Annotated in this window: 27 protein-coding genes and 3 tRNA genes; 17 read left to right on the forward strand and 13 right to left on the reverse strand. The window is 71.7% G+C overall.

The features are described from left to right. Positions 1 to 58: 58 nt before the first annotated feature. The 3 genes from ISG29_RS18755 to larB are packed head-to-tail and all read right to left on the reverse strand — an operon-like array spanning position 59 to position 3,218. Positions 59 to 1,327, reverse strand: a complete 1,269-nt coding sequence (locus ISG29_RS18755; protein ID WP_194504983.1) for an arginine deiminase — start codon at positions 1,325 to 1,327, stop codon at positions 59 to 61. Beyond that, entirely contained in the window at positions 1,324 to 2,505 is a 1,182-nt protein-coding gene (gene larC / locus ISG29_RS18760; protein ID WP_194504984.1) for a nickel pincer cofactor biosynthesis protein LarC, read from the reverse strand. The genes ISG29_RS18755 and larC overlap by 4 nt, the downstream gene beginning before the upstream one ends. Next, positions 2,502 to 3,218: a nickel pincer cofactor biosynthesis protein LarB gene (gene larB / locus ISG29_RS18765; RefSeq protein ID WP_194504985.1), complete on the reverse strand. Its 717-nt coding sequence runs from the start codon at positions 3,216 to 3,218 to the stop codon at positions 2,502 to 2,504. Before larB ends, larC begins: the two co-directional genes overlap by 4 nt. Positions 3,219 to 3,419: 201 nt before the next feature. Here larB and ISG29_RS18770 point away from each other — a divergent pair, with 201 nt between their 5' ends. Both ISG29_RS18770 and ISG29_RS18775 read left to right on the forward strand, forming a co-directional pair. Further along, positions 3,420 to 3,752: a hypothetical protein gene (locus tag ISG29_RS18770; protein ID WP_194504986.1), complete on the forward strand. Its 333-nt coding sequence runs from the start codon at positions 3,420 to 3,422 to the stop codon at positions 3,750 to 3,752. Positions 3,753 to 3,778: 26 nt separating this feature from the next. After that, on the forward strand, positions 3,779 to 4,180 hold the full coding sequence (locus ISG29_RS18775; protein ID WP_328829835.1) for a DUF4446 family protein: 402 nt from the start codon (positions 3,779 to 3,781) through the stop codon (positions 4,178 to 4,180). A 127-nt stretch (positions 4,181 to 4,307) separates the two neighbouring features. On the opposite strand, the gene ISG29_RS18780 is transcribed toward ISG29_RS18775, so the two are convergent. Further along, positions 4,308 to 5,189, reverse strand: coding sequence for a MarR family winged helix-turn-helix transcriptional regulator (locus tag ISG29_RS18780; RefSeq protein WP_194504987.1), 882 nt, complete (start codon positions 5,187 to 5,189; stop codon positions 4,308 to 4,310). Positions 5,190 to 5,305: 116 nt separating this feature from the next. On the opposite strand from ISG29_RS18780, the gene ISG29_RS18785 reads away from it, so the two are divergent. Continuing rightward, complete coding sequence (locus ISG29_RS18785) at positions 5,306 to 6,937, forward strand: MFS transporter (protein WP_328829838.1); 1,632 nt, start codon at positions 5,306 to 5,308, stop codon at positions 6,935 to 6,937. Between the two features lie 32 nt (positions 6,938 to 6,969). Beyond that, complete coding sequence (locus tag ISG29_RS18790) at positions 6,970 to 7,251, forward strand: hypothetical protein (RefSeq protein ID WP_194504988.1); 282 nt, start codon at positions 6,970 to 6,972, stop codon at positions 7,249 to 7,251. Positions 7,252 to 7,267: 16 nt separating this feature from the next. Here ISG29_RS18790 and ISG29_RS18795 read toward each other — a convergent pair whose 3' ends face one another. Next, positions 7,268 to 8,851 carry a diacylglycerol kinase family protein gene (locus ISG29_RS18795; RefSeq protein WP_328829840.1) on the reverse strand — a complete coding sequence of 528 codons (1,584 nt, stop codon included), beginning with the start codon at positions 8,849 to 8,851 and terminating at the stop codon, positions 7,268 to 7,270. 79 nt (positions 8,852 to 8,930) lie between these two features. Between ISG29_RS18795 and serS the strand changes: the two genes are divergently transcribed. From serS to ISG29_RS18810, 3 genes are read left to right on the forward strand one after another with little or no spacing between them, the layout of a single operon-like run. Then, on the forward strand, positions 8,931 to 10,208 hold the full coding sequence (gene serS / locus ISG29_RS18800) for a serine--tRNA ligase (protein ID WP_194504989.1): 1,278 nt from the start codon (positions 8,931 to 8,933) through the stop codon (positions 10,206 to 10,208). Further along, positions 10,205 to 11,062, forward strand: coding sequence for an HAD family hydrolase (locus ISG29_RS18805; RefSeq protein WP_328829843.1), 858 nt, complete (start codon positions 10,205 to 10,207; stop codon positions 11,060 to 11,062). Before serS ends, ISG29_RS18805 begins: the two co-directional genes overlap by 4 nt. Before the next feature lie 59 nt (positions 11,063 to 11,121). After that, positions 11,122 to 11,628 carry a GNAT family N-acetyltransferase gene (locus ISG29_RS18810; protein WP_268927792.1) on the forward strand — a complete coding sequence of 169 codons (507 nt, stop codon included), beginning with the start codon at positions 11,122 to 11,124 and terminating at the stop codon, positions 11,626 to 11,628. On the opposite strand, the gene ISG29_RS18815 is transcribed toward ISG29_RS18810, so the two are convergent. After that, entirely contained in the window at positions 11,543 to 12,061 is a 519-nt protein-coding gene (locus tag ISG29_RS18815; protein WP_328829845.1) for a GNAT family N-acetyltransferase, read from the reverse strand. The genes ISG29_RS18810 and ISG29_RS18815 overlap by 86 nt on opposite strands. Positions 12,062 to 12,141: 80 nt before the next feature. Here ISG29_RS18815 and ISG29_RS18820 point away from each other — a divergent pair, with 80 nt between their 5' ends. Together ISG29_RS18820 and ISG29_RS18825 are read left to right on the forward strand one after the other, a co-directional pair. Beyond that, a complete protein-coding gene (locus ISG29_RS18820; RefSeq protein WP_194504991.1) occupies positions 12,142 to 12,975 on the forward strand; it encodes an HAD family hydrolase in 834 nt (277 codons plus the stop codon). A gap of 17 nt (positions 12,976 to 12,992) precedes the next feature. Continuing rightward, on the forward strand, positions 12,993 to 13,640 hold the full coding sequence (locus ISG29_RS18825) for a hypothetical protein (protein ID WP_194504992.1): 648 nt from the start codon (positions 12,993 to 12,995) through the stop codon (positions 13,638 to 13,640). A gap of 36 nt (positions 13,641 to 13,676) precedes the next feature. On the opposite strand, the gene ISG29_RS18830 is transcribed toward ISG29_RS18825, so the two are convergent. The 4 genes from ISG29_RS18830 to mobA all read right to left on the reverse strand — a co-directional run bounded on the left by ISG29_RS18830 (position 13,677) and on the right by mobA (position 16,443). Then, on the reverse strand, positions 13,677 to 14,297 hold the full coding sequence (locus ISG29_RS18830; RefSeq protein ID WP_328829848.1) for a bacterial proteasome activator family protein: 621 nt from the start codon (positions 14,295 to 14,297) through the stop codon (positions 13,677 to 13,679). A 195-nt stretch (positions 14,298 to 14,492) separates the two neighbouring features. After that, positions 14,493 to 15,470 carry an NAD(P)H-quinone oxidoreductase gene (locus ISG29_RS18835; RefSeq protein ID WP_194504993.1) on the reverse strand — a complete coding sequence of 326 codons (978 nt, stop codon included), beginning with the start codon at positions 15,468 to 15,470 and terminating at the stop codon, positions 14,493 to 14,495. A 3-nt stretch (positions 15,471 to 15,473) separates the two neighbouring features. Then, positions 15,474 to 15,806 (reverse strand): DUF6457 domain-containing protein, encoded by a 333-nt coding sequence (locus tag ISG29_RS18840; RefSeq protein ID WP_194504994.1) that lies wholly within the window; start codon positions 15,804 to 15,806, stop codon positions 15,474 to 15,476. A 52-nt stretch (positions 15,807 to 15,858) separates the two neighbouring features. Continuing rightward, complete coding sequence (gene mobA / locus ISG29_RS18845) at positions 15,859 to 16,443, reverse strand: molybdenum cofactor guanylyltransferase (RefSeq protein ID WP_194504995.1); 585 nt, start codon at positions 16,441 to 16,443, stop codon at positions 15,859 to 15,861. Between the two features lie 56 nt (positions 16,444 to 16,499). On the opposite strand from mobA, the gene ISG29_RS18850 reads away from it, so the two are divergent. The 3 genes from ISG29_RS18850 to ISG29_RS18860 are packed head-to-tail and all read left to right on the forward strand — an operon-like array spanning position 16,500 to position 18,754. Continuing rightward, complete coding sequence (locus tag ISG29_RS18850) at positions 16,500 to 17,276, forward strand: carbon-nitrogen hydrolase family protein (protein WP_194504996.1); 777 nt, start codon at positions 16,500 to 16,502, stop codon at positions 17,274 to 17,276. 10 nt (positions 17,277 to 17,286) lie between these two features. After that, positions 17,287 to 18,471, forward strand: coding sequence for a PT domain-containing protein (locus ISG29_RS18855; RefSeq protein WP_194504997.1), 1,185 nt, complete (start codon positions 17,287 to 17,289; stop codon positions 18,469 to 18,471). Between the two features lie 52 nt (positions 18,472 to 18,523). Continuing rightward, positions 18,524 to 18,754: a biotin/lipoyl-binding carrier protein gene (locus tag ISG29_RS18860; protein WP_194504998.1), complete on the forward strand. Its 231-nt coding sequence runs from the start codon at positions 18,524 to 18,526 to the stop codon at positions 18,752 to 18,754. 35 nt (positions 18,755 to 18,789) lie between these two features. Here ISG29_RS18860 and ISG29_RS18865 read toward each other — a convergent pair. After that, positions 18,790 to 18,877 (reverse strand) — tRNA-Ser (locus ISG29_RS18865). Between the two features lie 95 nt (positions 18,878 to 18,972). On the opposite strand from ISG29_RS18865, the gene ISG29_RS18870 reads away from it, so the two are divergent. Together ISG29_RS18870 and ISG29_RS18875 are read left to right on the forward strand one after the other, a co-directional pair. Beyond that, entirely contained in the window at positions 18,973 to 19,440 is a 468-nt protein-coding gene (locus ISG29_RS18870) for a hypothetical protein (RefSeq protein WP_194504999.1), read from the forward strand. A 79-nt stretch (positions 19,441 to 19,519) separates the two neighbouring features. After that, positions 19,520 to 19,614 (forward strand) — tRNA-Ser (locus tag ISG29_RS18875). Positions 19,615 to 20,121: 507 nt separating this feature from the next. On the opposite strand, the gene ISG29_RS18880 is transcribed toward ISG29_RS18875, so the two are convergent. Then, positions 20,122 to 21,120, reverse strand: a complete 999-nt coding sequence (locus ISG29_RS18880; RefSeq protein WP_194505000.1) for a LuxR family transcriptional regulator — start codon at positions 21,118 to 21,120, stop codon at positions 20,122 to 20,124. A 158-nt stretch (positions 21,121 to 21,278) separates the two neighbouring features. On the opposite strand from ISG29_RS18880, the gene ISG29_RS18885 reads away from it, so the two are divergent. Both ISG29_RS18885 and ISG29_RS18890 read left to right on the forward strand, forming a co-directional pair. Further along, positions 21,279 to 21,351, forward strand: a tRNA-Arg gene (locus tag ISG29_RS18885). A gap of 129 nt (positions 21,352 to 21,480) precedes the next feature. Continuing rightward, complete coding sequence (locus tag ISG29_RS18890; protein ID WP_235960378.1) at positions 21,481 to 21,840, forward strand: hypothetical protein; 360 nt, start codon at positions 21,481 to 21,483, stop codon at positions 21,838 to 21,840. A gap of 98 nt (positions 21,841 to 21,938) precedes the next feature. Here ISG29_RS18890 and ISG29_RS18895 read toward each other — a convergent pair whose 3' ends face one another. Then, positions 21,939 to 22,403 carry a hypothetical protein gene (locus tag ISG29_RS18895; RefSeq protein ID WP_328829853.1) on the reverse strand — a complete coding sequence of 155 codons (465 nt, stop codon included), beginning with the start codon at positions 22,401 to 22,403 and terminating at the stop codon, positions 21,939 to 21,941. A gap of 634 nt (positions 22,404 to 23,037) precedes the next feature. Here ISG29_RS18895 and ISG29_RS18900 point away from each other — a divergent pair. Further along, positions 23,038 to 23,739 (forward strand): hypothetical protein (locus tag ISG29_RS18900; protein WP_194505001.1); only part of this gene is annotated, 702 nt, incomplete at its 3' end.

The raw sequence follows: 23,739 nt of genomic DNA on the forward strand, positions 1-23,739 counted from the left end.
AGTGCGCGCTGGTGCTCCCGGCGACACCGTACCGCCCGGACGACGTCTGGCGGGGTGGTCAGGCCGATCCAGCGGCGTCGAGCGGATCGCGGGCGACGGGGCAGCTCATGCAGCGCGGGCCGCCGCGTCCGGAGCCGAGCTCGGAGCCGGCGATGCGCACGACCTCGATGCCGGCCTGCTCGAGACGGTCGTTGGTCTGGTCGTTGCGCTCGTAGGCGACCGCCACCCGCGGGGCCAGTGCGAGGGTGTTGTTGCCGTCGTCCCACTGCTCGCGTTCGGCCGTGACGGGGTCGAGGCCGGTGTCGATCTGGTGCAGCCGGTCGATGCCCATGGCCCGGGCCGCGGCCTCGAGGAACGGTTCGGCGCCGGTGACCGAGAGTGTGAGCCCGGTGTCGTCGCTGGCGGCCTCGTCGAGGGTCACCGTGTGCGCCACGAGGGTGTCGGCGACGTTCGGGTACATCACGACCTTGTCGACGTCGACCAGGGTGCAGATGGTGTCGAGGTGCATCGTCGCCCGCTCCTGCGTGATCGGGACGGCGAGCACGGTGTGCGCGAGGTCGGCGTGGAACACCTGCCGGGCGAAACGCTCGACGCCGGCGGGCGTCGTGCGCTCGCCCACACCCACGGCGACGACGCCGGGCGCGAGCAACAGCACGTCGCCCCCCTCGACGTGCTCGGAGTGCCAGCCGTGGATCGTGCGGGTGCCCTGGAAGCGCGGGTGCTCGGCGTAGATGAGCTGGGTCAGCTGGGTCTCACGCGCCCGAGCGGGCATCGCGAGCGACGTGACGGCCGCGCGGTCTCGCACCCACACACTGGAGTCACGGGTGAACAGCAGGTTCGGCAACGGGTCGACCAGGAAGTCGTGCGGATCGAGTAGCGAGGTGACCAGCCCGAATCCGCCGCGCACCTCGTCGTTGCGGATGCCTGCGGTGAGGTACGTCGTCAGCTCGGCGGGCGAGGCCTCACGCAGGAACCGGGCCAGGTAGTCGCGCAGCGTGTCGCCGAGGTGCAGCCCGGCCAGGGCCCGGGTGATGGCCTGGTTGCGGGCGCCCTCGGACTCCAGGGTCTGGGCCAGCAGCTCGGTCAGATAAAGCACCTCGACGTCGCGCGCCCGCAGCGCCTCGGCGAACGCGTCGTGCTCCTCCTGCGCCCGGGCCACCCACGGGATGCCGTCGAAGAGCAGCCGGTCGTTGTTGCGAGGCGTGAGTCGCTGCAACTCCGGGCCGGGACGGTGCAGCATCACGGTACGCAGCCGGCCCACCTCGGAGTCGGCACCGTGCGGAGCAGGAGATCCGGCGTGGTGGGGGCTCTGCGAGGCGTCGCTCATGGCTCCACCCTAGGGCGCGAGCTCACCCGCGCAGCGTCGATCACGTGCCGGATCGGCCACCCGGTGGCGCTCGCCACCGCAGCACAGTCGTCGTGCTCGGGCTGCGCGGTGACGACCCGTCCGCCGGCCCGCGAGACCTTCACCCGCACGGGGTGCCCGGCCACCTCGACCGTGACCTCCTCGCGCGGCAGCGCTCGCTTGGTCACCGCGTGCTCGCGCACCCCGATGCTCGAGGTCTCGCGCCAGATCACGGCGCGCACGGCCTCGACGTGCTCGGGCCGGGTCAGCACGCCCAGGGTGTGGGCCGGCCGTCCCTTCTTCATGACGATGGGGGTGAGCCAGGCGTCGGCGGCGCCGGCGCCGAGCAGGGCCTCGAGCACGTGCGGCCACACCCGGGGGTCGAGATCGTCGACATTGGTCTCGAGCACCAGCTCGGTGGCGGTCGTCTCGGCGTCGAGCGTGCCCGCGACGAGCAGCCGCACGACGTTGGCGTGCGTGCCCGGGTCAAGCGCCCCCGCGCCGGTGCCGATGTCCGAGACGGCCATCGCGGGCTGGGGTCCGACATCGTCGGCGAGGTTCGCGAGCAGCGCGGCCCCGGTGGGCGTGCACAGCTCACCCTCGCCCGGCCCGGCGGAGGTGGCGACGCCGCGCAACAGCCGCGTGACGGCCGGCACGGGCACCGGCAGCGATCCGTGCGCCGACGCGATGCGTCCGCTGCCGACCGCGATCGGGCTGACGGTCAGCCGCCCCTCGTCGCCGAGCAGGTGTGCGAGGCCGGCGCTGCACCCCACGACATCAGCGAGGGAGTCCAGCGCCCCGACCTCGTGGAAGGCCACGTCGTCGACGGCGGTGCCGTGCACGTGGGCCTCGGCCTCGGCGAGGGCGGCGAACACGGTCCGCGCGCGCTCTCGCACGGCCGGTTCGAGTGGCGCGCCCTCCAACAGGGCGCGCACCTCGACCCAGGTGCGGTGGGCGATCGAGTCGGCGACCTCGACGTGCACCCGGGTGGCGGCGAGCCCGGCACGCGTGACGGCCTCGACACGCAGGCCGACCGGTTCGGGGCTCACCGCGTCGACCGCCGACTGGAGCACGGCCAGCGGCACCCCGGCCCCGACCAGGGCGCCGAGCAGCATGTCGCCGGAGGCACCGGCCGACGCGTCGACCCAGACGTCGCTCACGCGTGGTCTCCCTGCGAGCGGCCGGCGGCACGCGCTACCCGCGCGGCGTGCACGCCGGCGCCGTACCCGTTGTCGATGTTGACCACCACGACCCCCGGAGCGCAGGAGTTGAGCATGCCGAGCAGCGCCGAGAGGCCGCCGAAGGACGCGCCGTAGCCGATGCTGGTGGGCACTGCGACGACCGGCACGCCGACCAGGCCGCCGACGACCGAGGGCAGGGCGCCCTCCATGCCGGCCACGACCACGAGGCAGTCGGCGCGGGCCAGCCGGTCGCGCACGGCGAGCACACGGTGCAGCCCGGCCACGCCGACGTCCTCGACCTGCTGGACACCCGCCCCGTGAACGGTGGCGACGAGCGCGACCTCGGCAGCCACGGGGCCATCGGAGGTTCCGGCGCTGACGACGACCACGTCGCCGACGGGTGTGGGCAAGGCGCCGAGCGTCACCGCGCGTGCCGCCTCGTGGGCGACGGCCTCGGGTAGCTCGCGGCGCACCAGGTCGAGTGCCGCCTCGTCGAGCCGGGTCGCCAGCACGGCGTGGTCGGGGTGCGCCTCGTGCAGCGTGCGGAGAATCCGAACGATCTGCTCGGGCGTCTTGCCCTGACCGAAGACGACCTCGGGATCGCCCGTGCGTGCCGCCCGATCGAGGTCCACTCGTGCGAAGCCCACGTCGGCCGACAGCCGGGCCGCGTGGGGCGCGTCGGGATCAGGCACAGGGTGGAACCTACGTCAGCGCCGGGGCGGGTCGCAGGGTGTGGGCTGGGTCACCGCGGCAGGCACGGGGTTTGGGCGCTACTGCAGCGGGTATGAGCACCCCCGTACGGGTGTTCACTCGTGCGGCTGCGGCGGCCGAAACGGACCGCTCGCCCCGCCTTCTGGAGTGCACCGTGACAACACCGGGGGGTCAGTTGATCGATGATGTATTGGGATCTTGAGCAGGAACTCGAGCGCTGTTCGGCGGGGTCGGTCACCTACCGACGAGACGCCAAGCGGCTGGAGTTCACGGCCACTGACGACACGCGCTATGACGTCGTCGTCAACGAGTTGACGTTACGCAACGCGTTGCAAGCAGTACTGCTGTCGTCCTGGCACGAGGCCGAGTCCAGCGACGGCCCGCGGGTGGAGTCCCACGAGCGCGCCATCGCCGAACTCGCCGAGCGCTTCGAGCACCTGCACCAGGTGGGCGAGGATCCGATGGCCGTTCTGCGCCGCAAGCGCGACGCGTCCGGCGGGTCGCTGGCCTGCTGAGGCGGAACTTTTCATAGGGTCCGTTCGTGACCCTGCTGGCGGCCCTCGCGCTCGTCGTGGCGCTTGTTGCGCTCGGCGTCGCGGTCTATCTCCTGCGCGGCTCCCGGGCCGACCGTCGTGGCACCGACGAACCGTTGCCCGAGGACGTGCTCGGTCTGCGGCAGGAGGTCGCCGCCCTGCGGGCGGAGGCGCGTGACGCGCTGCGGCACGTGGCTCTGGTGCGCTACGACGCGTTCGGCGACATGGGAGGTCACCTCTCCTGGTCGCTGGCGCTCCTCGACGACGGCGGACACGGTGTCGTCCTCACCTCGATCCACGGCCGCTCCGAGGCTCGCACGTACGCCAAGTCGGTCACCGCCTGGGCCAGCGAGCAGCAGCTCTCGCCCGAGGAGTCCGAGGCGATCGAGGGCGCCCGCCCCCACCGCTGACCCGTCACGAGTTTTCGCGTGACCCGTCACGAGTTTTCGCGTGACCCGTCACGAGTTTTCACGTGACCCGTCACGAGTTTTCACGTCACCCGTCACGAGTTTTCAGCGAACGCTGTGAGGCGCGGGGTCAGCGGGTGACCAGGCGCCGGAGCAGGACGACGAGACGGGCGATCTCGTCGCTGTCGAGGGGAGCCAGGGCCTCGGCGCCCAGGTCGGCGGCGAGCCCCAGGGCGTGGTCGAGCAGCGGCCCCGCGCTCTCGGAGAGATGCAGCATCTGGGTGCGACGATCGGCCGCGAGCCGTTCGCGGGTCAGGAGGCCGCGTTCGCCCAGCTCGTCGGCGATGAGCACGATGCTGGGGGGCGACATGCCGATGGCGCGAGCCAGCTCGCTCTGCGGCACGGGTCCGAGCTCGCGCACCGCGGCCAGCGTGGCGAAGTGCTGCGGCTCGATGCCGTGTGAGCGCAGCGCGGTGGAGAAGAGCCGGTGGGCGCGGAACTTGAGGCGGCTGACCAAGAAGCCCACGCTGTCGCGTAGCGGGGCGGGGGTATCGGGAGCCAGGTCGCTCGCGGCCGCCCGCCGGAGCAGGCCACGCAGCTCGTCGGTCTCCTGAGCGCTCAGGCCTCGGGTGAGGGCGGCGTCGAGTCGCTGCACGTGCGGTTGCCAGGCCTGCCGGGCCCTACGCCCCGCCTCGGTGAGGGTCAGGGCGTAGGAGCGGCGGTCGGCGGGGTTGCGTTCGCGGCGGACCAGTCCGCATTCGTCGAGCACCCGGGCCGTGGCGGTCATCGAGGTGCGGCTGACGACCACCAGGTCGGCCAGCTCGCGCTGCGAGCGTGGCGCGCCGTCGTCCAGGGCCAGCAGTACGGCGTGGGCGTGCAGGTCGATGTCGGGGGGCAACACCTCGGCCATGACGGCGAGCGAGCGGGCATGGGCCCGCCACAGCAGGTGCCCCGGCAGTCGGCCGAGGACGGGTAGCAAGACGGCGCGCTGGTCGTCGCCGCTCGTGCTCACGTCGTCCCCTCCTCGAACCGTTCAGGACTTGACGATCTCCCGTCCTTGAGTACCGTACCGGATGGAATAGTTCAGTCCGTGACTATTCGGACGGGTTCCGTCCGAGAGGAGCCACCGTGAGCCACGCGGCCCCGCACCACGCCCCCCACTCCGCCAGCCACTCCGCCGAGCACGCTTCCCGGCGCGACCCGAAGTGGTGGACGCTCGCCGCGGTCTGCACCGGCGTGTTCATGCTGCTGCTCGACATCACGATCGTGAACGTCGCGCTGCCTGACATCCAGACCAAGCTCGACGCCTCGCTGTCGGATCTGCAGTGGGTGATCGACGCCTACGCCCTGAGTCTGGCCGCGCTGCTGCTGACCGCCGGCTCCCTGGCGGACCTCTTCGGACGACGCAAGCTGTTCGCGATCGGCATCGTGCTCTTCACCCTCGGCTCGATCGCCTGCGGCGCCGCACAGGACATCACGTTCCTCTCGATCTCGCGTGCCTTCCAGGGCATCGGCGGCGCCGCCATGTTCGCCACGGCGCTCGCCCTCCTGGCCAGCGCGTTCACCGGCCGCGACCGCGGCATCGCGTTCGGCGCGTTCGGCGCCACCACCGGTGTGGCCGTGGCCATCGGCCCCGTGCTCGGCGGCGTGCTCACCAGCGGACTGTCCTGGCGCTGGATCTTCTTCGTGAACATCCCGATCTGCCTCGTGGCCCTGGCCATCACGTTGACCCGCGTGCAGGAGTCGCACGACCCGCGCGCCGGGCGGCCGGACTGGTTCGGGTTCATCAGCTTCAGTGCCGCGCTCGGGGCCTTGGTCTTCGGACTCATCGAGGCCGGCGAGCCACAGCGCGGCTGGGGAGACGACCGCGTCGTCTACAGTCTGGCCGCCGCCGTCGTGCTGCTCGTCGTCTTCGTGCTGTGGCAATTCAAGGCACGCGACCCGATGTTCGACCTCGGGCTGCTGCGCAAGCCCACGTTCGTGGGGGGCCTCTTCGCCGCGTTCGGCGTCAGCGCATCGATCTTCTCGCTGCTCACCTACCTCGTGATCTACGTGCAGAACGTGCTCGGCTACTCCGCCGTGGGCACCGGCGTCCGACTGCTGTTCCTCTCCGGTGCCTCGTTCTTCGCCGCTGCCGCGGCAGGGCGGCTCACCGAGAAGGTGCCCACCAGATGGCTCATCGGCCCGGGCTTCCTCGTGCTGGGCGTCGGGATGGTGCTGCTCTACGGCATCCAGGACGACTCCTCGTGGACCCACCTCATCCCCGGTCTCACGGTCGCTGGCGTCGGCATCGGCATGATCAACCCGCCGCTGGCCTCGACGGCCGTCGGCGTGGTCACCCCCGACCGCTCCGGCATGGCCTCCGGCGTGAACTCGACCTTCCGTCAGGTCGGCATCGCCACCGGCATCGCCACCCTCGGTTCGCTGTTCGCCAATCAGGTCACGAGCCAGGTCACCGACAAGCTGACCGGCCAGGTTCCCGCGCAGGCGCTCGACCCGCTGACCCAGATGCTCGCCGGCGGCCAGGTCGAGGTGGCCTCCGAGGTGGCCGGTCGGCAGGCGGCCCAGGCGGGGGGAGCGGACGCCGGCAGCCAGGCCATGGCGCTCATCAGCGACCTCGGCACGAGCGCGGTCGTCGATGCCCTCAACCACATCATCGTCATCGCCGCCGTGCTCGCCTTCGCGACCGGCGTGCTGTGCCTGGTGCTCATCCGGCAGAAGGACTTCGTGCCCCACGGCCCCACCCCGCCGGCCGGCTGACTCCTCCACCGCCCACCTCTAGGCTGCGGCGGGTGAGTACGGGGCGACCCTGGCGGCGTCGCCCGCCGGACATGCGGCTCGGCCGGGTGCTGCTCGGCAACGCCGTGAGAACCCTGCTGCTGGGGGCGGTCGTCTACCCCTACGTGAGCGGCGATCTCGGGAGCCTCGGCACGAGCGAGAAGGTCGCGTTGGCGTGCGTGGTGGGCGTCCTGCTCTACCTCATGTGGGCGGCGTCGCTGTACGTCGTGTGGAAGAGCCGCGCTCAGGTGGGAGCCGAGGATCCGAGCGGCCCGGGCGGTGGCGGCGGGACGTGAGCGGGGGCGACGGCGCTCAGCGGGGCACGCGCACGAGCAGCCGCCCGTGCACGCACGTCATGCGCAGCTCGCGTCCGAGGCCGATGGAGTCGCCGTCGAGCTGGCGCGGCACGTCGTGGGAGGTGCGCACGACGACCGTGCGGCCGGTCATCCGGTTCACCAGCTCGTCGCTCTGGGGGCGCCGGGCCAACACCCGGAACGCCAGGGGGATCCAGGAGAGGAACCGCCGCGGGAAGAGCATGACGACGTCGAGCTGACCGTCGTCGATCGCGGCGTCGGGCAGCAGTGGCATGCCGGCCTGGAGGTAGCCCACGTTGCCCACGACGACCGTGCGGGCGCGGTGGGGGGTGAACGGGCCGTCGTCGACCGACACCTCGACCTTCATCGCGGGGTACATCAAAGCCTTGAGCGCCGAGAGCACGTAGGCCAGCCAGCCGACCCGCTTCTTGATGTCCTCGTTGACGCCCTCCATGATCGCGGCGTCGAAGCCCAGACCGGCCATCACCATGAAGTGGGTGTTTGCGGGCACGCCGTCACCGCTCACCTCGACCATGTCGATTGCCTGGTCCTGGCCCGACAGCGCGACGTCGATCGCGGCGCGCAGGTAGAGCGGGACGTCGAGGTTGCGGGCGAGCAGGTTGCCGGTGCCGGCCGGCACGATGCCCACGGGGATGCCGGTGCCGGCCAGCTCGGCGCACACCTCGCGCACCGTGCCGTCTCCGCCACACACGAGCACCAGGTCGGCCCCCTCGACCGACGCTGCGGCGGCCATGCCGGTGCCGGGATCCTCGACGGTCGTGAGGTGCCAGGTCGGGTCGCTCCACCCCGCTTCCCGGGCCATCGTCGTGACGGTCTGCTGGAACGTCTCGACGCTCTCGACCTTGATCGGGTTCAGCACGACCGCCAGGGAGCGCGTGGTCGGCAGGGCCTCCGGTAGGGGCTGGGACTTGATGGCATGACTCTTCGGCAGGGGCGAGTAGACCGCGACCCCGACCAGCACCATGCCGGCACCGAGCAGCACACCGGCCACGACGTCGGAGGCGTAGTGGCGGCCGAGCAGGATCCGGTCGAGACAGATGAGCAGGACGGCGAGCGAGATGGCCGCGTAGGCGAGCCGACGCAGCTCGGCGCGGCGTACGAGCATGATCACCAGCACCACGAGCATGCCGCCGAAGGCGGCTGACGACGAGGCGTGCCCGCTGGGGAACGAAGCGGAGTGCAGGAAGCCGTCGGGATCCTGCCACGGCGGCCGCTCGCGGCCGACGAAGACCTTGAGCGCCGTGGTCACCAGGGACGTCGCGAGTGGCACCGCGATCGTGAGCGTGGCCGCGCGCCGGTGACGACGGGCGAGCAGCAGTATGGCGGTGAGCACCACGAGCGCGGTCATCCCGACGGTGCCGAAGGTGAGCTCGATCCAGCGAAGGGTGTCGTAGGACCACGGATGACGCGCGACCCAGGCATCCGAGGGCCCGTCGTCCGATCTGACATCGAGCGAGGTGAGGGCACCCCACCCCTGCACGACCGCCACGCCGAGCCCGGCCAGCGCCGTCCAACAGGCGAGGCCCCAGGCGAGCAGGACGGAGCGTGGGCGGTCGAGCACGACAGTAGGTTTCCACACCCGCACCACCCGCCCGGGAACTCGGGTGAGCGCTGTGGGCGGTGGCCACTAGCCTGAACCCATGATCGACCCCAGGATCCTGCGTGACGACCCCGACCGCGTGCGTGCCTCGCTCACCAAGCGCGGCCTCTCCGCCGACGTCGTCGACAGTTCCCTGGCCGCCGACGCCGCCCGGCGCGCCGCGATCACCGAGTTCGAGTCCAAGCGCGCCGAGCAGAAGGCGATGGGCAAGCAGGTCGCGCAGGCGCAGGGTGAGGAGAAGCAGGCCCTGCTCGCCCGCACCAGGACGCTCGCCGCCGAGGTCAAGGAGGCCGACGCCGCGCAGGCCGTCGCCGCGCGAGCCTGGGACGACGCCCTCAAGGCCATGCCGAACCTCACCGCACCCGAGACCCCGGCCGGCGGCGAGGAGGACTTCACCGTCATCGAGCACGTCGGCACCCCGCGCGACTTCGCCGCCGAGGGGTTCGCCCCGCGCGATCACGTCGAGCTGGGGCAGCTGCTCGGCGCGATCGACCTCGAGCGCGGCGCGAAGGTGTCGGGCTCGCGCTTCTACTTCTTCACCGGGGCCGGAGCCCGGCTGCACCGCGCGCTGGTGAACATGGCGATGGACATGGCCCACGCCAACGGGTTCACCGAGGTCGTGCCGCCCTCGCTGGTCAAGCCGCGCGCCATGGAGGGCACGGGCTTCCTCGGCCAGGCCGCCGACGACGTCTACCGCATCGAGGGCCAAGACCTCTACCTCGTCGGCACCTCGGAGGTGCCGATGGCGGCCTTCCACTCCGATGAGATCCTCGACGCCGACACCTTCCCGCTGCGCTACGCCGCGTTCAGTCCGTGCTTCCGCAAGGAGGCCGGCAGCCACGGCAAGGACACCCGCGGCATCTTCCGGGTGCACTGGTTCGACAAGGTCGAGATGTTCGTCTACACCACGCTCGAGGAGTCCTACGCCGAGCACGAGCGGCTCCTGGCCTGGGAGCGGGAGTTCCTCGACGCCCTCGAGATCGCCTACCGGGTGATCGACGTCGCCGCAGGCGACCTCGGGCTCTCGGCCTACCGCAAGTTCGACTGCGAGGCCTGGATCCCGAGCCAGGAGCGCTACCGCGAGCTCACCTCGACCTCGAACTGCACCGACTTCCAGGCACGACGTCTCGACATCCGCATGCGGGGTGAGGACGGCAACACACCCGTGGCCACCCTCAACGGGACGCTGTGCTCGACCAACCGGCCGATCATCGCGCTGCTCGAGACCCATCAGCAGGCCGACGGCTCGGTGCGGGTGCCCGAGAGGCTGCGGCCCTACCTCGGCGGCGACGAGGTGCTGAAGCCGGTGAACGCGTGAGCCAGGGGGTGAGACCCGGGGCGCAGCCGCCACAGGGCTGGACGCCGAAGCTCGTCGCGCTCGACATCGACGGCACCCTGGTGCGCTGGGTCGACGACGTCACCCCGCGCGAGGAGATCACCGCGCCCGTGCTCGACGCCGTGCGTCGCGCGCACGCGGCCGGGGCGCACGTCGTCCTGGCCAGCGGGCGGAGCCCGCACGGCATGACGCCCATCGCCGACCTGCTGGACCTGCGCGACGCCGGCGGCGAGCCGACCCGGCTGTGGATCGTGGCCGCCAACGGTGCGGTGCTGGTGCGATACCCGCCCACCGAGGTGGTGCACGAGGAGACCTTCGATGCCAGCGTCGCAGTGCGGGCGGTGCTCCGGGAGCATCCGGAGGCCGCCGTCGCGGTCGAGGATCGCGGCCGGGGCTACCGGCTCACCGCTGAGTTCCCGCCCGGCGAGCTGAGTGGCGAGATGACCATCACGAGCATCGAGGATCTCGTGGCCGAGCCGGTCAGCCGTGTCATCGTGCGCGACCCCGGCGCCACGGCCGACGACTTCGTCTCCCTCACCGACCGGCTGGGGCTGCACGGCACCGACTACGTGGTCGGTTGGACGGCCTGGCTCGACCTCACGCCCGTGGGCGTCTCGAAGGCCTCGGGCCTGGCGCACGTGGCCGCGGCCCTGGGTGTCGACGCCGAGGACGCGCTCGCCATCGGCGACGGCCGCAACGACCTGGAGATGTTCGCCTGGGCCGGTCGCTCGGTCTGCATGGGCCAGGCCATCGACGAGGTGCGGGCGGCGGCCGACGTGGTCACCGGCAGCGTCGACGACGACGGCGCCGCCGCCGAGCTCGGGCGGTACTTCTGACCGCGCCCGACTCCGCTCCCGCCTCGCTGCCCGCCTCGATCGCCACGTCGCGGCTCACGCTGGCGCTGTGGAGTGCCGACGAGGTGGCCGACATGAGAGCCGGACGGCGCCGTCCGCAGTGGCACCCCGACTTCCCGCGGCGCGACGATGTCGACGCCTCGACCCTCTGGCACGACGCCGACCCGTGGGGGCCGCGCAGCATCGTGCGCGGCAGCACGGCTCTCGGCTCGATCGGGTTCTTCGGACCGCCCCTGCCCGGGGCCGACGGCCAGCCCGAGGTGCAGGTCGGCTACGGCCTGGTGCGCGAGGCGTGGGGCTACGGATTCGCCACGGAGGCGCTGATGGCGATGGCCGACGCCGCGGGGGCGGCCGGCGCCGGGGTGCGGGCGAGCGTGCTGCCCGACAACCGGGCCAGCCTGCGGGTGCTGGCGAAGGCCGGCTTCACCTCGCTGCGCGGCAGTGACGACGAGGGGTGCCTGGTCATGGCGCGTCCGTCGCCGCGTCCAGTGACGGGTCCAGTGACGGGTCCAGTGACGGGTCAAGTGACAGAGTCAGGAACACGCTGAGCGGATCCTCCCGGTAGCCGGCGAACGGCAAGCAGTCGACGAACCCGTGGGATCGATAGAGCCGGCGCGCCGGCTCGAAGAACGGCTCCACGCCCGTCTCGAGCGACACGCGAGCCAGCCCTTGGTCGCGGGCGGCGTCGAGCACGGCAGCCAGCAGGGCTCGACCCACGCCGCGGCCACGGGCCTCGGCGCGGGTCCGCATCGACTTCAGCTCGCCGTGGTCGGCATCGAGCCGGCTGAGGGCCACGCAGCCCAGCGCCACCCCGTGCTCGCGCGCCACCCAGAAACCGATCTCCGGCGCCAGGAGCGCAGTGACGTCGAGTGCGTGCACGCTCTCGGCCGGCGTGACGGCGTACATGTCGGCGAGGTGCTCGGTGAGCAGCACCGTGATGTCGGGAGCGTCCGGGCGTTCGCGTGTGATGAGCACCGTCACGGCCACAGTGTCTCAGGCGCCGTGCTGCCGGGCCGTGCTGCCGGCTGTTCGGTCAGGCTGTTCTGTCAGGCTGTGCGGCGATGGACGTCTTGCACGCAGCGCCCCGTCTCGTGGCCACCGACCTCGACGGCACCCTCGTGCGTAGCGACGGGTCGATCTCGCCCTACACCCGGGAGGTGCTCGACGCCCTCGACGAGCGCGACGTGCCCGTGGTGTTCGTGACCGGACGCCCGCTGCGCTGGACGCGCGAGGTGTTCGAGCACGTCGGCAGTCACGGTCTGGCGATCGTCTCGAACGGCGCCCTGGTGTGGGACGTCGCCCACGACCGCCCCGTGCTCGAGCGCGGCATCGCCCCCGACGTCGTGGCCGAGACGGCCGCCGCGCTGGGCGCCGGCCTCCCCGGGCTGTCTTTCGCCCTCGAGATCGTCGCGGGCTGGGCGACCGACCGTGTCTATCCGGCGCACACCGCCGACGCGCGCCGCGGCTGGGAACCGCTCGTCACGGCGTCCGTCGACGAGATGGTGGCTCCGGGTGGCATCGCTGCCGGGGGCGCGCTCAAGCTGCTGGGCCGGCTCGACGGCGCGGACCCCGACGCCCTCGTGGCGACGGCGCGCGATCTGGTCGGCGACCGGGTCACGGTGACGCACTCGAGCTTCCCGCTGCTGGAGATCAGTGCCCCCGACGTCACGAAGGCCACCACCTTGGCGATGCTGTGCTCCGAGCGCGGCATCGGCGCCCACGAGGTGATCGCGTTCGGTGACATGCCCAACGACCTGCCGATGCTGGCCTGGGCGGGCGCGTCGTACGCCATGGCCGACGCCCACCCGGAGGTGCGGGCGCAGGCCAGCTACGGCGCGCCGGGCCACGACGACGACGGCGTGGCTCGCGTCCTGGCTAGGCTCTTCGACCTGTGATCTGGTCTCATGGCTGCGTGACCCACCCAGCCCGCCCGCGCCGCCTCGCCGCCGGTCTGGCCCTCGCGGGCACCGCGAGCGCCGGCCTGCTCGGTGCGGGCGCCCTCGACCCGGTCGCCGCGGTACCGCGCGACGCACAGTGCCAGGTGCCGGGTTTCGCCACCCAGATGCGCAACGCGACCGCGGTGTTCACCGGCAAGGTGACCGCGGTGCACGTGGCCGACGCGTCGGGCTCCGACATCGGCCAGGAGCTCACCCACGAGGTCGAGGTCGACCTGGTCTACAAGGCCGCGCGAGTCACCATCGAGGCCGACGAGCAGGTTCTCACCACGCGCTCGGTGCGCGACACCTGCAACCTGGGGCGGCTCAACGTCGGCAAGAGCTACCTGTTCGTGGTCAAGGAGTCCGAGGGAGACTCGCCGCAACTGATCGCCACCGGCAACGGCGGCACCAAGCTCGAGACCGACGCCCGTGACGAGCGGGCTCGACGCCTGCTCGGCACACCGGTGTCGCCGGAGCCCACCAGCGAGACCAAGGCCGCCTTCGAGGCCCTCCCGGTCGACCCGCCGAGCACGCTGAGCCGTGCTGCCGCCCCGGGCGTCGCGCTCGTGCTCGTCGGTCTCTTGGGACTGGTGGTCACCCGTCGGCTGGGGCGTCGGGGCTGAGCCTCGCTGGCGCTCGCCGCTCGACCACCAGTGGGGTCAGAGGTACATGCCGCCGTGTTGGCCGCCCTGCTGTGGCCCGGGCCGGACGTCGGCATCCGGGCCGGCCTCGGGGTGCGGCATCCCCGCAGGCAGACCGCGACGCATCTGCTCGAACTGTGCGCGGGCGGCCATCTGCTGGGCGTAGATCGCGGTCTGGATGCCGTGGAAGAGCCCTTCGAGCCAGCCGACGAGCTGGGCCTGGGCGATGCGCAGCTCGCCCTCCGAGGGCGTGCCCTCGTCGGTGAACGGCAGCGAGAGCCGCTCCAGTTCCTCGACCAGCTCGGGGGCGAGTCCGGCCTCGAGCTCCGTGATCGAGGCCTGGTGGATCTCCTTGAGGCGCTGGCGGCTGGCCTCGTCGAGCGGCGCGGCCTTCACCTCCTCGAGCAGCTGACGGATCATGCTGCCGATCCGCATCACCTTCGCCGGCTGCTCCACCAACTCGGTGATGCTGCGCTCGGCGTCGTCCCGGTCGGCGTCGTCACCGTCGCCGCCCCGGCTCGCAGCGGCCATCGCCATCGCGGCGGCCGCCGGCATGGTGCCGAGCGGGGTGCCGTCGGGGCCGACGATCACCACCTGCGAGTCGTCGGCCGGGGGCTGGGGGGTCTGCTGCTCGGACATGACGCCCACCCTAGGGCGCGACTCCTGAGCCTGGATCCACCGCATCTCGCCTGCTGCGCGCCACCATCCGGGCGCGCTGGCTGCGTTGCCGCCGCTCGACGGCCCGCCGGCCCGCCTTCGCGACGGGCGCGTTGCCATCGCAACCGCCTGGTGAGGCTCGCGACGCCGACCTTTCGGTCGATCCAGGCTGAGGGGTCAGGGGGTGAGCAGGATCTTGCCGGTGTGCGAGCCGGCTTCCATCAGCTCGTGCGCGGCACGTACGTCGTCGAGCGGCATGACCGTCTCGACGATGGGGCGGATCCGGCCCCGGCCGACGAGCGGCCAGACGTCCTCGACCACGCCGCGGCAGATCTCGCTCTTGCCCGCCACCGGGCGTGAGCGCAGTGCGGTGGCCGTGACCGAGCGCCGCTTCTGGAGCAGCGAGGCGATGTCGAGCTCGGCCTTGGCGCCGCCCTGCATGCCGATGACGACCAGCCGACCGCCGTCGGCGAGGACCGAGATGTTGCGGGCGAGGTACTTGGCACCCATGTTGTCGAGCACGACGTCGACGCCGCGGCCCTCGGTGAGCGCCTTCACCTCCTCGACGAAGTCCTGCTCGTGGTAGTCGATGGCGGCGTCGGCGCCGAGCTCGCGGCAGAACTCGAGCTTGGCCGGGGTGCCGCCGGTCGTGAGCACGCGGATGCCGCGCGCGGTCGCGAACTGGATGGCGAAGCTGCCGATGCCGCCGGCGCCGCCGTGCACGAGCAACGAGTCACCCTCGCTCATGCCGGCGACCATGATGAGGTTCGACCACACGGTGGCCGCCACTTCGGGGAGTGCGGCGGCGGTGACCAGATCGACGCCGTCGGGCACCGGCATCACCTGCCCGATCGGGACGGCGACCGACTCGGCGTAGCCCCCGCCGGCCAGCAGGCAGGTCACCTGGTCGCCGACGGACCACCCCTCGGCGCCGTCGCCGAGCTCCTCGATGGTGCCGGAGCACTCCATGCCGATGGTCTCCGAGGCGCCGGGCGGGGGCGGGTAGAAGCCCTGGCGTTGGAGCAGGTCGGCCCGGTTCAACCCGGCTGCCGCGACCCGCACCAGCACCTCACCGGCACCGGGCTCGGGCGTGGGCACCTCGCCCACGCTCAGGATCTCGGGTCCGCCGGCTCCGTCGGCGATGACTGCGCGCACGGGCTACTCCTCCTCGCTCTCGTGATCGATCGTGTCGTCGTCGAGATCCTCGAGCTCGGGCAGGTCGTCACCGGAGAGGTTCTCGCCGCGCGTGTCGGCGGGCTGGTCCCAGCTCTCCGCGAGCGCCTTCGCTCGGTCGGCCAGCTCCTCGACGACCTCGGGGGCGCCGCCCGCCTCGCCCGCGGCGTACCCGAGCAGGAACGCCGTGAGCGGGGCCGCGGGGCGCGCCACCTGGTGGGCGGCCAGCTTGGCGAGGTCGAGGACGAGCCCCTCGTCGACCTCGGCGTCGATGTCGAGCACGTCGCAGAGCTCGTCGATCCAGTCGTGCAGGTTCACATCGGCCAGCGTGCCAGGTCGCCGGACCTGCCGCCATGACCGGGCCGGGGATTCACCCGCGGGTCAGGTCGGCCCAGGTGTCGATGTCGCGGTGCTCGTCGTCCTGGCTCGGCACGTCGGCCAGGTCGAGCCGCGTCAGCAACTCGTGCACGGCCATGCCGTGCTGCTCCTCGTGGTCGGGGCGCACGGCGTCCAACCGATCGGTGCGGACGACGAACGCCAGCGGGTGCCGGCCCCGGCCGTCGACCAACCGGGCGCCGTCGTGGCCCTCGACCGCAACCCGCAGCCGGCGCCAGGTCGCGGGGGTCAGGTGAGGCATGTCGACCGCGACGACCGCCACCAGCGTGGTGTGGCGCAGCAGCGCGTCGCGCCCGGTGAGCAGTCCGGCGACGGGGCCGCCGTGGCGCGGATCCTCACGGGTGAACGTGACCGGGCGCTCGAGCGGGGTGGGGTCGCCCACCACCACGACCTCGCGGGCATCGAGCAGCGCGTCGAGGGCGTGCTCGACCAGTCGTCGTCCGCGGTACTCGACCAAGGCCTTGTCGGCGCCGTCGAGCCGGGCTGCGGTGCCGCCGGCCAGCACCACGGCACTGAAGTCGGTGCCCGTGCCGCTCTCGCTCGCCTGGCTCCCACTCACCCCTCCAGTCTGGCAGCCGGTCGAGCGCCCGGCGACGGGACTGGCACAGTGGAGGGATGAGTGTGCTGCGGATCGCACTGGTGCAGGCGGCGTCCGGTCTCGACCCGGTCGAGAACCGGGGTCGGCTGGCGTCGCTGGTGCCCGCCGACGCCGACCTGGTGGTGCTCCCGGAGGCGTTCGCCCGCGACTTCGGCGAGGCGGGGTCGGACGTGAGCGCGTTCGCGGAGCCGGTGGACGGCCCGTTCGGCACCGAGGTCAGCGACGTGGCGTCGGCTCGTGGCTGCGCCGTGGTCGCCGGCATGTTCGAGGCGGGTCCAGACGCCGAGCGACCGTTCAACACGGTGCTGGTGCGCGGCCGGGTCGCCGCGGAGTACCGCAAGATCCACCTCTACGACTCGTTCGGCTACCGCGAGTCCGACCGGCTCACGGCCGGGTCGCTCACCCCCGTCACGGTCCGGCTCGACGGCGCGTGGGGAGCGTTCACGATCGGGCTGATGACCTGCTACGACCTGCGCTTCCCCGAGCACGCTCGGGCGCTGGTCGACGCGGGCGCCGATCTCATCGTCGTGCCTGCCGCGTGGGTCGCGGGCGAGCGCAAGGTCGACCACTGGCGCACGCTGCTGCGCGCCCGGGCGATCGAGAACACCGTGTTCGTGGCCGCCGCCGGTCAGCCCGCGCCCCGCTACACGGGTCACTCGATGGTGGTCGACCCGCTGGGCGACGTGCTCGCCGAGGCGGGGGACGACGCGACCGTCGTGCGTGCCGAGATCGACCCCGAGGTCGTGGCCCGGGCGCGGCGCACCAATCCGTCGCTGGCCAACCGCCGGCTGTAGCCTCCTGGCCGTGTCCCGAGCCGCTCCCCGCCGCCGCGCCGAGACGCGGCGACGCTCGCGGTCCTCGACGCGGGCCACCGAGCCGGCGGCGAGCCGCCAGCCCACCGTCGAGCCCAGCGAGCAGCCCAGCGAGCAGCCCAGCGAGCAGCCGACGGGCGAGCCCGTCGCGCCGGTGTCGAGGACCACATCGTGGCGCGGGCGGGTCGGCGCGCGAGTCGACTCGGTGTCGGCGTCGCGGATGCCGCTGGCCGCCTGGTTCGTGCTCGTGGTCGCCGCCGCCGCGGCGTTGGGCTGCGCGGTGGTACCGCTGGGTCCGAGTTGGCTGGGGTTGGCCGGGTCGGTCGCCGTCGTCGCGGGGTATTCCTGGGCGCTGGCCGCTCGCACGGGCGGACGCCCCGTCGTCTTCGGCGCCGTGGCGCTCGCGCTCGGGATGGCTGCCGCGCTGCTCGACGACGACCGCGCGCGCACCGGCGCCGCAGCGGCGACCTGCGTGATCGCGGCGGTGCTGGCGGTCATGGTCACGGTTCCGGCGCGGCAGTTCCGGCACGCGGTGCGCGAGGTGCTCGTGGCGGGTGTCGTCGCGTCGGTGGGTGCGCTGGCCGTCGTCGGTTTCGCGCCCACCATCGACGTGACCCGGTTCGAGTTCGCCACCCTCGGCCTGGCGCTCGTCTCGGCGTTCGTGCTCGTCTACCGCCTCGGTGCGGGGCTCCACGGGCTCGGACGCCGTGGCGCGGTCGCCGTGGTCTCGGGGGCCGTGCTGATGGTGGTGATCCTGGCCTACGCCGAGCTGTTGCGCCGCTACGGCCCGGCCGGCGCCGTCGACTCGCTCCTCGAGGGGGTGCGGTGGACCCGTGAGCACCTCGGTGCCTCTCCGCGACCCATCATCGCGGTCCTCGGCGTGCCCGCCCTGGCCTGGGGCTGCCACATGCGCGCCCGTCGGCGGCAGGGCTGGTGGGTGTGCGCCTTCGGTGTGGCCGGTACCGCGCCGCTGGCGGACTCGCTCGTCACCCCCGGCGTCGCCGTCGGCGAGGCCGTGCTCGCCGATCTCTACGCCCTGCTCGTGGGCCTGGTCATCGGCTACGTGGTGATCCGGCTCGACCTCGCCCTCACCGGCCCCCGCGGGAGCCGCGCCCGCCGGGCCGAGGCGGAGGGCGCCGTCCGCCCGGAGCCGGCGCGGTCGCAGGCGCTGCTGTGACTCGCGACGCGCGAGTCGGGAGTACCCCTCGGTAACGACTAGCGTCGAGCGCGTGGCACGTGAACAGACAGCCGAGATCGTGGCCGAGATGGTCGCCAACGTGATGTCCGTGGCCGTCGAGGCCGGCGACGTGGTGGCGACCGGTGACACCGTGGTGCTGCTGGAGTCGATGAAGATGGAGATCCCGGTGATCGCCGAGGTGGCGGGGACCGTGACCGCTGTGCGTGTCAGCGCCGGTGACGTCGTCCAGGAGGGCGACCTGCTGATCACGCTGCGCAGGTAGCGGAGCCCCGCCCGCCCTTCAAAGGGGCGAAAGTGTGGCAGAGGGGGCGGGATTCGAACCCGCGGTAGGTCTCCCTACGACCGCTTTCAAGGCGGTTCCGATCGGCCACTCCGGCACCCCTCCTCGGCATCGTGCAGCCGACCCGACCGTGATCGGGCCCGTCGCGGACGCCGTCCCCGATCGTAGGACAGCCCCGATCGGGTGCCATGATCGCCGGCGTGAACGACCCGCAGCTGCCCCCGACCACCCTCTACCGCCTCGACCCGCGGGCCGCGGCGGGCGTGATGGGTCCGGCGCTGGTGCTGCTGGCCGTGGTCGTTCTCGCCGTCACGCTCGCGGTGGCCGCCACGGGTGGTCCGCCGGACCTCATCATCGTCGTGGTCGCGCTCGGCCTGATCGGCATCTTCACCCTCGGGTGGTGGCTGCGCGCACGGGCCTGGGTGCTGCGCGTCGACGACGACGGATACACCGTGCGCCTGATCCGCAAGGCCGGGGTCAAGCACGCCGCGTGGTCCGAGGTCCAGGAACTCGCCACCGCGAGCCCGCGCGAGATCCCGGTGGTCGTGCTGCACCTGGTCGACGGGGGCACGACCACGATCCCGGTGCAGATCCTGGCCACCGACCGGGAGCAGTTCGTGCGCGATCTGGGTGCGCGCCTGAACGCCAGCCAGCGTCGTCCGCGGTGATCCCGCATCTGACTTCCGCCGCGCCCGCGGGAGGCGATTCGGCCCTCCGGAGCAGGTCTTGTAGCCTGAGCGCGGCTGAGGAGGCGTCGCCTAGTCCGGTCTATGGCGCCCGCCTGCTAAGCGGGTTGAGGAGTGATCCTTCTCTCGCGGGTTCAAATCCCGCCGCCTCCGCCACTGCTTCGGCCCCCGGTCGCTCCTCGTGTGGAGCCCGGGGGCTGCGGCTTCTCCACAGCTTTCGAGGCCTTCGCGGCGGCGGTTGCGGAGGTGTCTAGACCCCTTGTGACCTGGGGTGACACCGGTCATCTCGTCGATTGCACATTCCTGCATTGCAGATTTATGAGCCGTGACGGGTGCTGCGTCTCGCGCGTTGGGACGGCATAGTCACACCTACGGGTTCTGGCGTAGAACCCGTGAACGATCAGAGGGGCAACCATGAAGCACTTTCGCAGAGCAGCGCTCGTCGCGGCGTCCGTCGTGATGAGCATCGGTCTGGTCGGCATCTCTGCGCCGGCTCAGGCTGACACCAGTTGGGGCACCAACGACACCAGCTGGGGTTGCGGAAGCTGCTAAGGGCGCGGTCGCCGCGGGGCCACCGCTTTCTCACCATTCCGCAGTACTCGGTTCTACGAGGGGGACGCCACGGAGCGTCCCTTTCGTCATTTCGAGACGACGAGCGCGGTCCTACGACCCGACGGGGTCGTCGTTGCCGGTGATGCCCAGCCGGCCCATCGTGTAGCCGAGCTGGAAGCGGGTCTCGGCCTCGTACTCCTCCTTGAGATCGGCCACGTAGCCGGCGTACGTGCGAGGGCTGACGCCCAGACGCTTCGCCGAGACCGGGTCGGCGTGACCCTCGATGAGCATCCGTACGGTCATGGCGCGCTGCTCGGCGGCGATGCTCTTGAGCATCGACGTCTCTCGGTTCGCGAAGGGGCGGCCGCGGTCCCAGGAGCGCTCGAACACGTCCATCAGGTAGGTGACGACGGACGCTTCGCGCACGGCGACCGCGACGCTGAGATCCTCGGCGCCCGGGATCACTGCGACCCGTTGGTCGACGATGATCATCCGGTTGAAGAACTCATCCAGCGTGCGCACCTCGGCGCCGCGGTCGGTCACTGTCCTCACGTAGTCGTGCGTGGCCGACGAGCGGCGCGCGGAGTGCTGGTAGAGCGTGCGGATCTTGATGCCGCGCTCGAGCGCCTGGATGTCGCGTTCGGCCGCGATCGCGAGACTCTGGGCGTTGCGGCCGGCCTGCGGCTGGGCGGTGAGGATCTCGGTCTCGCTCTCGGCCACCAGCCCGTCGAGGAAGCGATCGATGGCCGACCCGCGCAGGTGGGTGAAGGGGCCGCTCTCGTCGCTGCGCGGTGAGCGCCGCCAAGCGTGGGTGAGGTCGGCGAAGGCTCGCGTCCACTCCCCGGACTCCTGGAGCAGTCGGCTGCCCTCGTTGCTCATCGGTGCCACGACGCGTGCCGCGGCCGACGCGGGATCCTGCGCCACCCAGCGGTTCGAGTCGTCGTCGAGCGAGAGCAGGCCGAGCTCGACCAGGACGTCGAACGCAGAGCGCAGCGGACCGCCGTCGGCGATGCGGGGGTCGTCGGCGGCGAGGCCGCCCCCCAGCACTTCGGTGTAGAGCGCTGCGCCCGCATCGGCGAACAGGGCACGCTGCTCAGGGCCGAGTGTCACGCGTGCTCCCCCTTCGAGGCCGTCGGTGCCCGAGTCCGGGGCATCGTCCCACACGGCGGTGACCCGCGCGGGTGCTGTCGGGAGAGGAGACGCACGAGGAACGGATTTCGTTGACACTCCACCGACCCGTTACAGTGACACCCGGTCTTCACGACCGAGCGCCTGTAGCTCAACGGATAGAGCATCTGACTACGGATCAGAAGGTTTGGGGTTCGAATCCCTACAGGCGCGCAGATCGGATACAGCGCATGACCTAACAAGGCGTGGGTCAGCGCGGAGACTGTCCGTCGCGACTGGCTCGCCGGGTTCCTGACCCGCAAGAGCGCGCCCAAGGGCGCCGAGGCGCTGATCTGCGAGGCGGTGCTCACCGGCAACTACACGCTGAGCAAGGCGATGGACCACCGCCACCCGATGCTCTTCAAGTTGCTCGGCATCGACGTGCCGAGCGGCTACTACGGCGCGGGGTACGAGGAGTGCCAGAAGATCGCGACCAAGGCCACCACGCCCAAGGGCGCGACCATGACCGTGCTCGCCGCCGTGCTCGCGGCCTGGGAGGACTCCACCGGCAAGCAGACCTGGCGCAACCCCACCGGCTGGGATGCCCGCGTGCTCGGTGCGCTCGCCGAGTGGGGCTACGAGTCCAGCGACGTCGAGCGGCTGCTCCTGGGCGACGAGGCCGGGTCCAGCGCCGACCGGGACGCCGACAGCGACGCGGCCTGACGCTCCGCTCCCCCGACGTCGGTGGCGGGCCGTGGCGATCAGCCCGGCCCGCCACTGGCACGTCACCACCCGAGTCACCGGCCCACTCGCCATTGAGGTCACCAGAGCGTCAGTTGCTCACCGAGGAGCTGGCGGAGCCGGTCGAGGTCGGCCGCGACGAGCTCGGTGCTCAGCCTGGCCATGTCGCGTAGCTCGCGCGCCCGTCGCCGGGGGCCGCGTGGGTCGGCCAGTGGACTGTCCGGCAGGTTGCGCCGGATCGACCACTCGCGCCGGTTCTGCGCCGCGCTCGAGACCACGACGTGTTCCGGTGCGATGCGCTGGCACAGCGGGTTGTCACAGCGGTGCCCCAGCAGCGTCGCGTCGTCGAGCGCCTCGACGCCGTGCATCACCGCGAAGGCGAACCGGTGCGCGATGATCACGCGGCCCTGAGCGAACCAGAACCGCCCGTGCCCGCCACCGTCGGTGCGCTCGCGGGTGGACGGGCCCGACACCGCTCCGGTCCACCACAGGCACTCGCTGCCGGGCACCGTGGTGATCTTGGCGCGATACCGCGCCAGCACCACCGGGTCGCCCAGCGCGGACCGCAGCGCCGCGAGGCCCGCCTCATCCAGCCGTCGTGCCCCGGAGGGTCTCGACGCCGAGTTCCTCGACCGCCTCAGAGAGGTCGGGGAGCTCGACGCTGCTAGCGATCCCACCGCTATTGGTTTGCCGCCCGTTCCCAAGTAGGCGACGACACGCAGGCAGACCGACTCTTGCTGAGGCGCCCTTTAGCGGACTGAAGGAGGGGCAGACCCACCAGGTATGAGTGCGGGTCTGATGCACGAACTGGTGACAAGACGGCCCTCAGGCGACACCAACAAGTGCGCGGCCTGCTGGCCGGAGAGGTGATACACAGGTAAGCCTGCAGTGGTTTCCACAACTGGGGTGAAGACCGCGTGGCTTCCGCTATCTCCAAGCGGATGTTCGGACACGACAAGGTGTCCACGACGGGATCACCACTCAGTGTGTCAGACGTAGAGCTGCACGCGCTCGTGCCCTACGGCTCATCTGATTGTCAAGAGCAACTTCTACCGGGCTAGAAGCCTTGCTCACCCTTTCGTAGGTAAAGCTGGGCGTCTTCAGGATTTCTTCACACGAGTCCGTCGTTCTGTGGTGTGGTGCGTTTGGTCTCGGGGAGGGATCACCCTCGCACTGTTCGTGTGTCGCTCGGCGGTCACGACTGTGCGCTTAAGCGACACCTGCCCTGCGGCCGTCAGCGAGCGGCTCGATGAGCGACGGGAACCGAAGGTGAAGCACATGACGCACCAGCCGAAGATGCGGAACAAGCAGATCGCCACCGTGCGGCGTGGGTCTCGGGTTCTGGTCGGGGTTGTCTCGCTGGCCATGGCGGCGACCATGTGTTCTCTCGATACCGCATCGGCGGTCTCGGGGCCGGTCCCGGCCGCAGCCCCGAAGGCGCCAGCGGCGGGCGCGTTGTCGAGCGGCGTGCTGTCGTCGGTGGCGTCGACCGATGAGCAGCCGGCGATCGATCCGGTGCTGGTGTCTGAACGGTCCTCCCGGTTCGCCACGACAGTGTTGCAGGCTGATGGTTCGTATCAGACGACGGTGTCGTTGACGCCGGTGAACTACCTCGATGGGTCGGGGGAGTGGGCTCCGATCGACACCACGATGGTCGAGCCGGGTTCGGCTTCGATGCAGGACAAGTGGGCGGCGAAGAACGCCGCGGCGGACTTCACCGCTTTGGTGCCCAACGACGCCGGGGAGCGTCCGGTGCGAGTCTCAGCGGACGGTTCCTGGGTCACCTTGCAGCTGCAGGGTCTCGACGGTGCCCCGCAGGTGGCGGACTCGACCGCGACCTACACCGGCGGCCAGGTGGGTGCCGCGGGTGAGGTCAGCTAC

This window comes from Nocardioides acrostichi (genome assembly GCF_015319165.1).
Classification (GTDB): Bacteria; Actinomycetota; Actinomycetes; order Propionibacteriales; family Nocardioidaceae; genus Nocardioides; species Nocardioides acrostichi.

Bases quoted from the DNA above. Each gene is read 5' to 3' on its own strand.
- serS (WP_194504989.1), top strand. From the start codon at position 8,931: ATGATCGACCCCAGGATCCTGCGTGACGACCCCGACCGCGTGCGTGCC.
- ISG29_RS18830 (WP_328829848.1), bottom strand. From the start codon at position 14,297: ATGTCCGAGCAGCAGACCCCCCAGCCCCCGGCCGACGACTCGCAGGTG.
- ISG29_RS18755 (WP_194504983.1), bottom strand. From the start codon at position 1,327: ATGAGCGACGCCTCGCAGAGCCCCCACCACGCCGGATCTCCTGCTCCG.
- ISG29_RS18850 (WP_194504996.1), top strand. From the start codon at position 16,500: ATGAGTGTGCTGCGGATCGCACTGGTGCAGGCGGCGTCCGGTCTCGAC.
- ISG29_RS18820 (WP_194504991.1), top strand. From the start codon at position 12,142: ATGGACGTCTTGCACGCAGCGCCCCGTCTCGTGGCCACCGACCTCGAC.
- ISG29_RS18770 (WP_194504986.1), top strand. From the start codon at position 3,420: ATGATGTATTGGGATCTTGAGCAGGAACTCGAGCGCTGTTCGGCGGGG.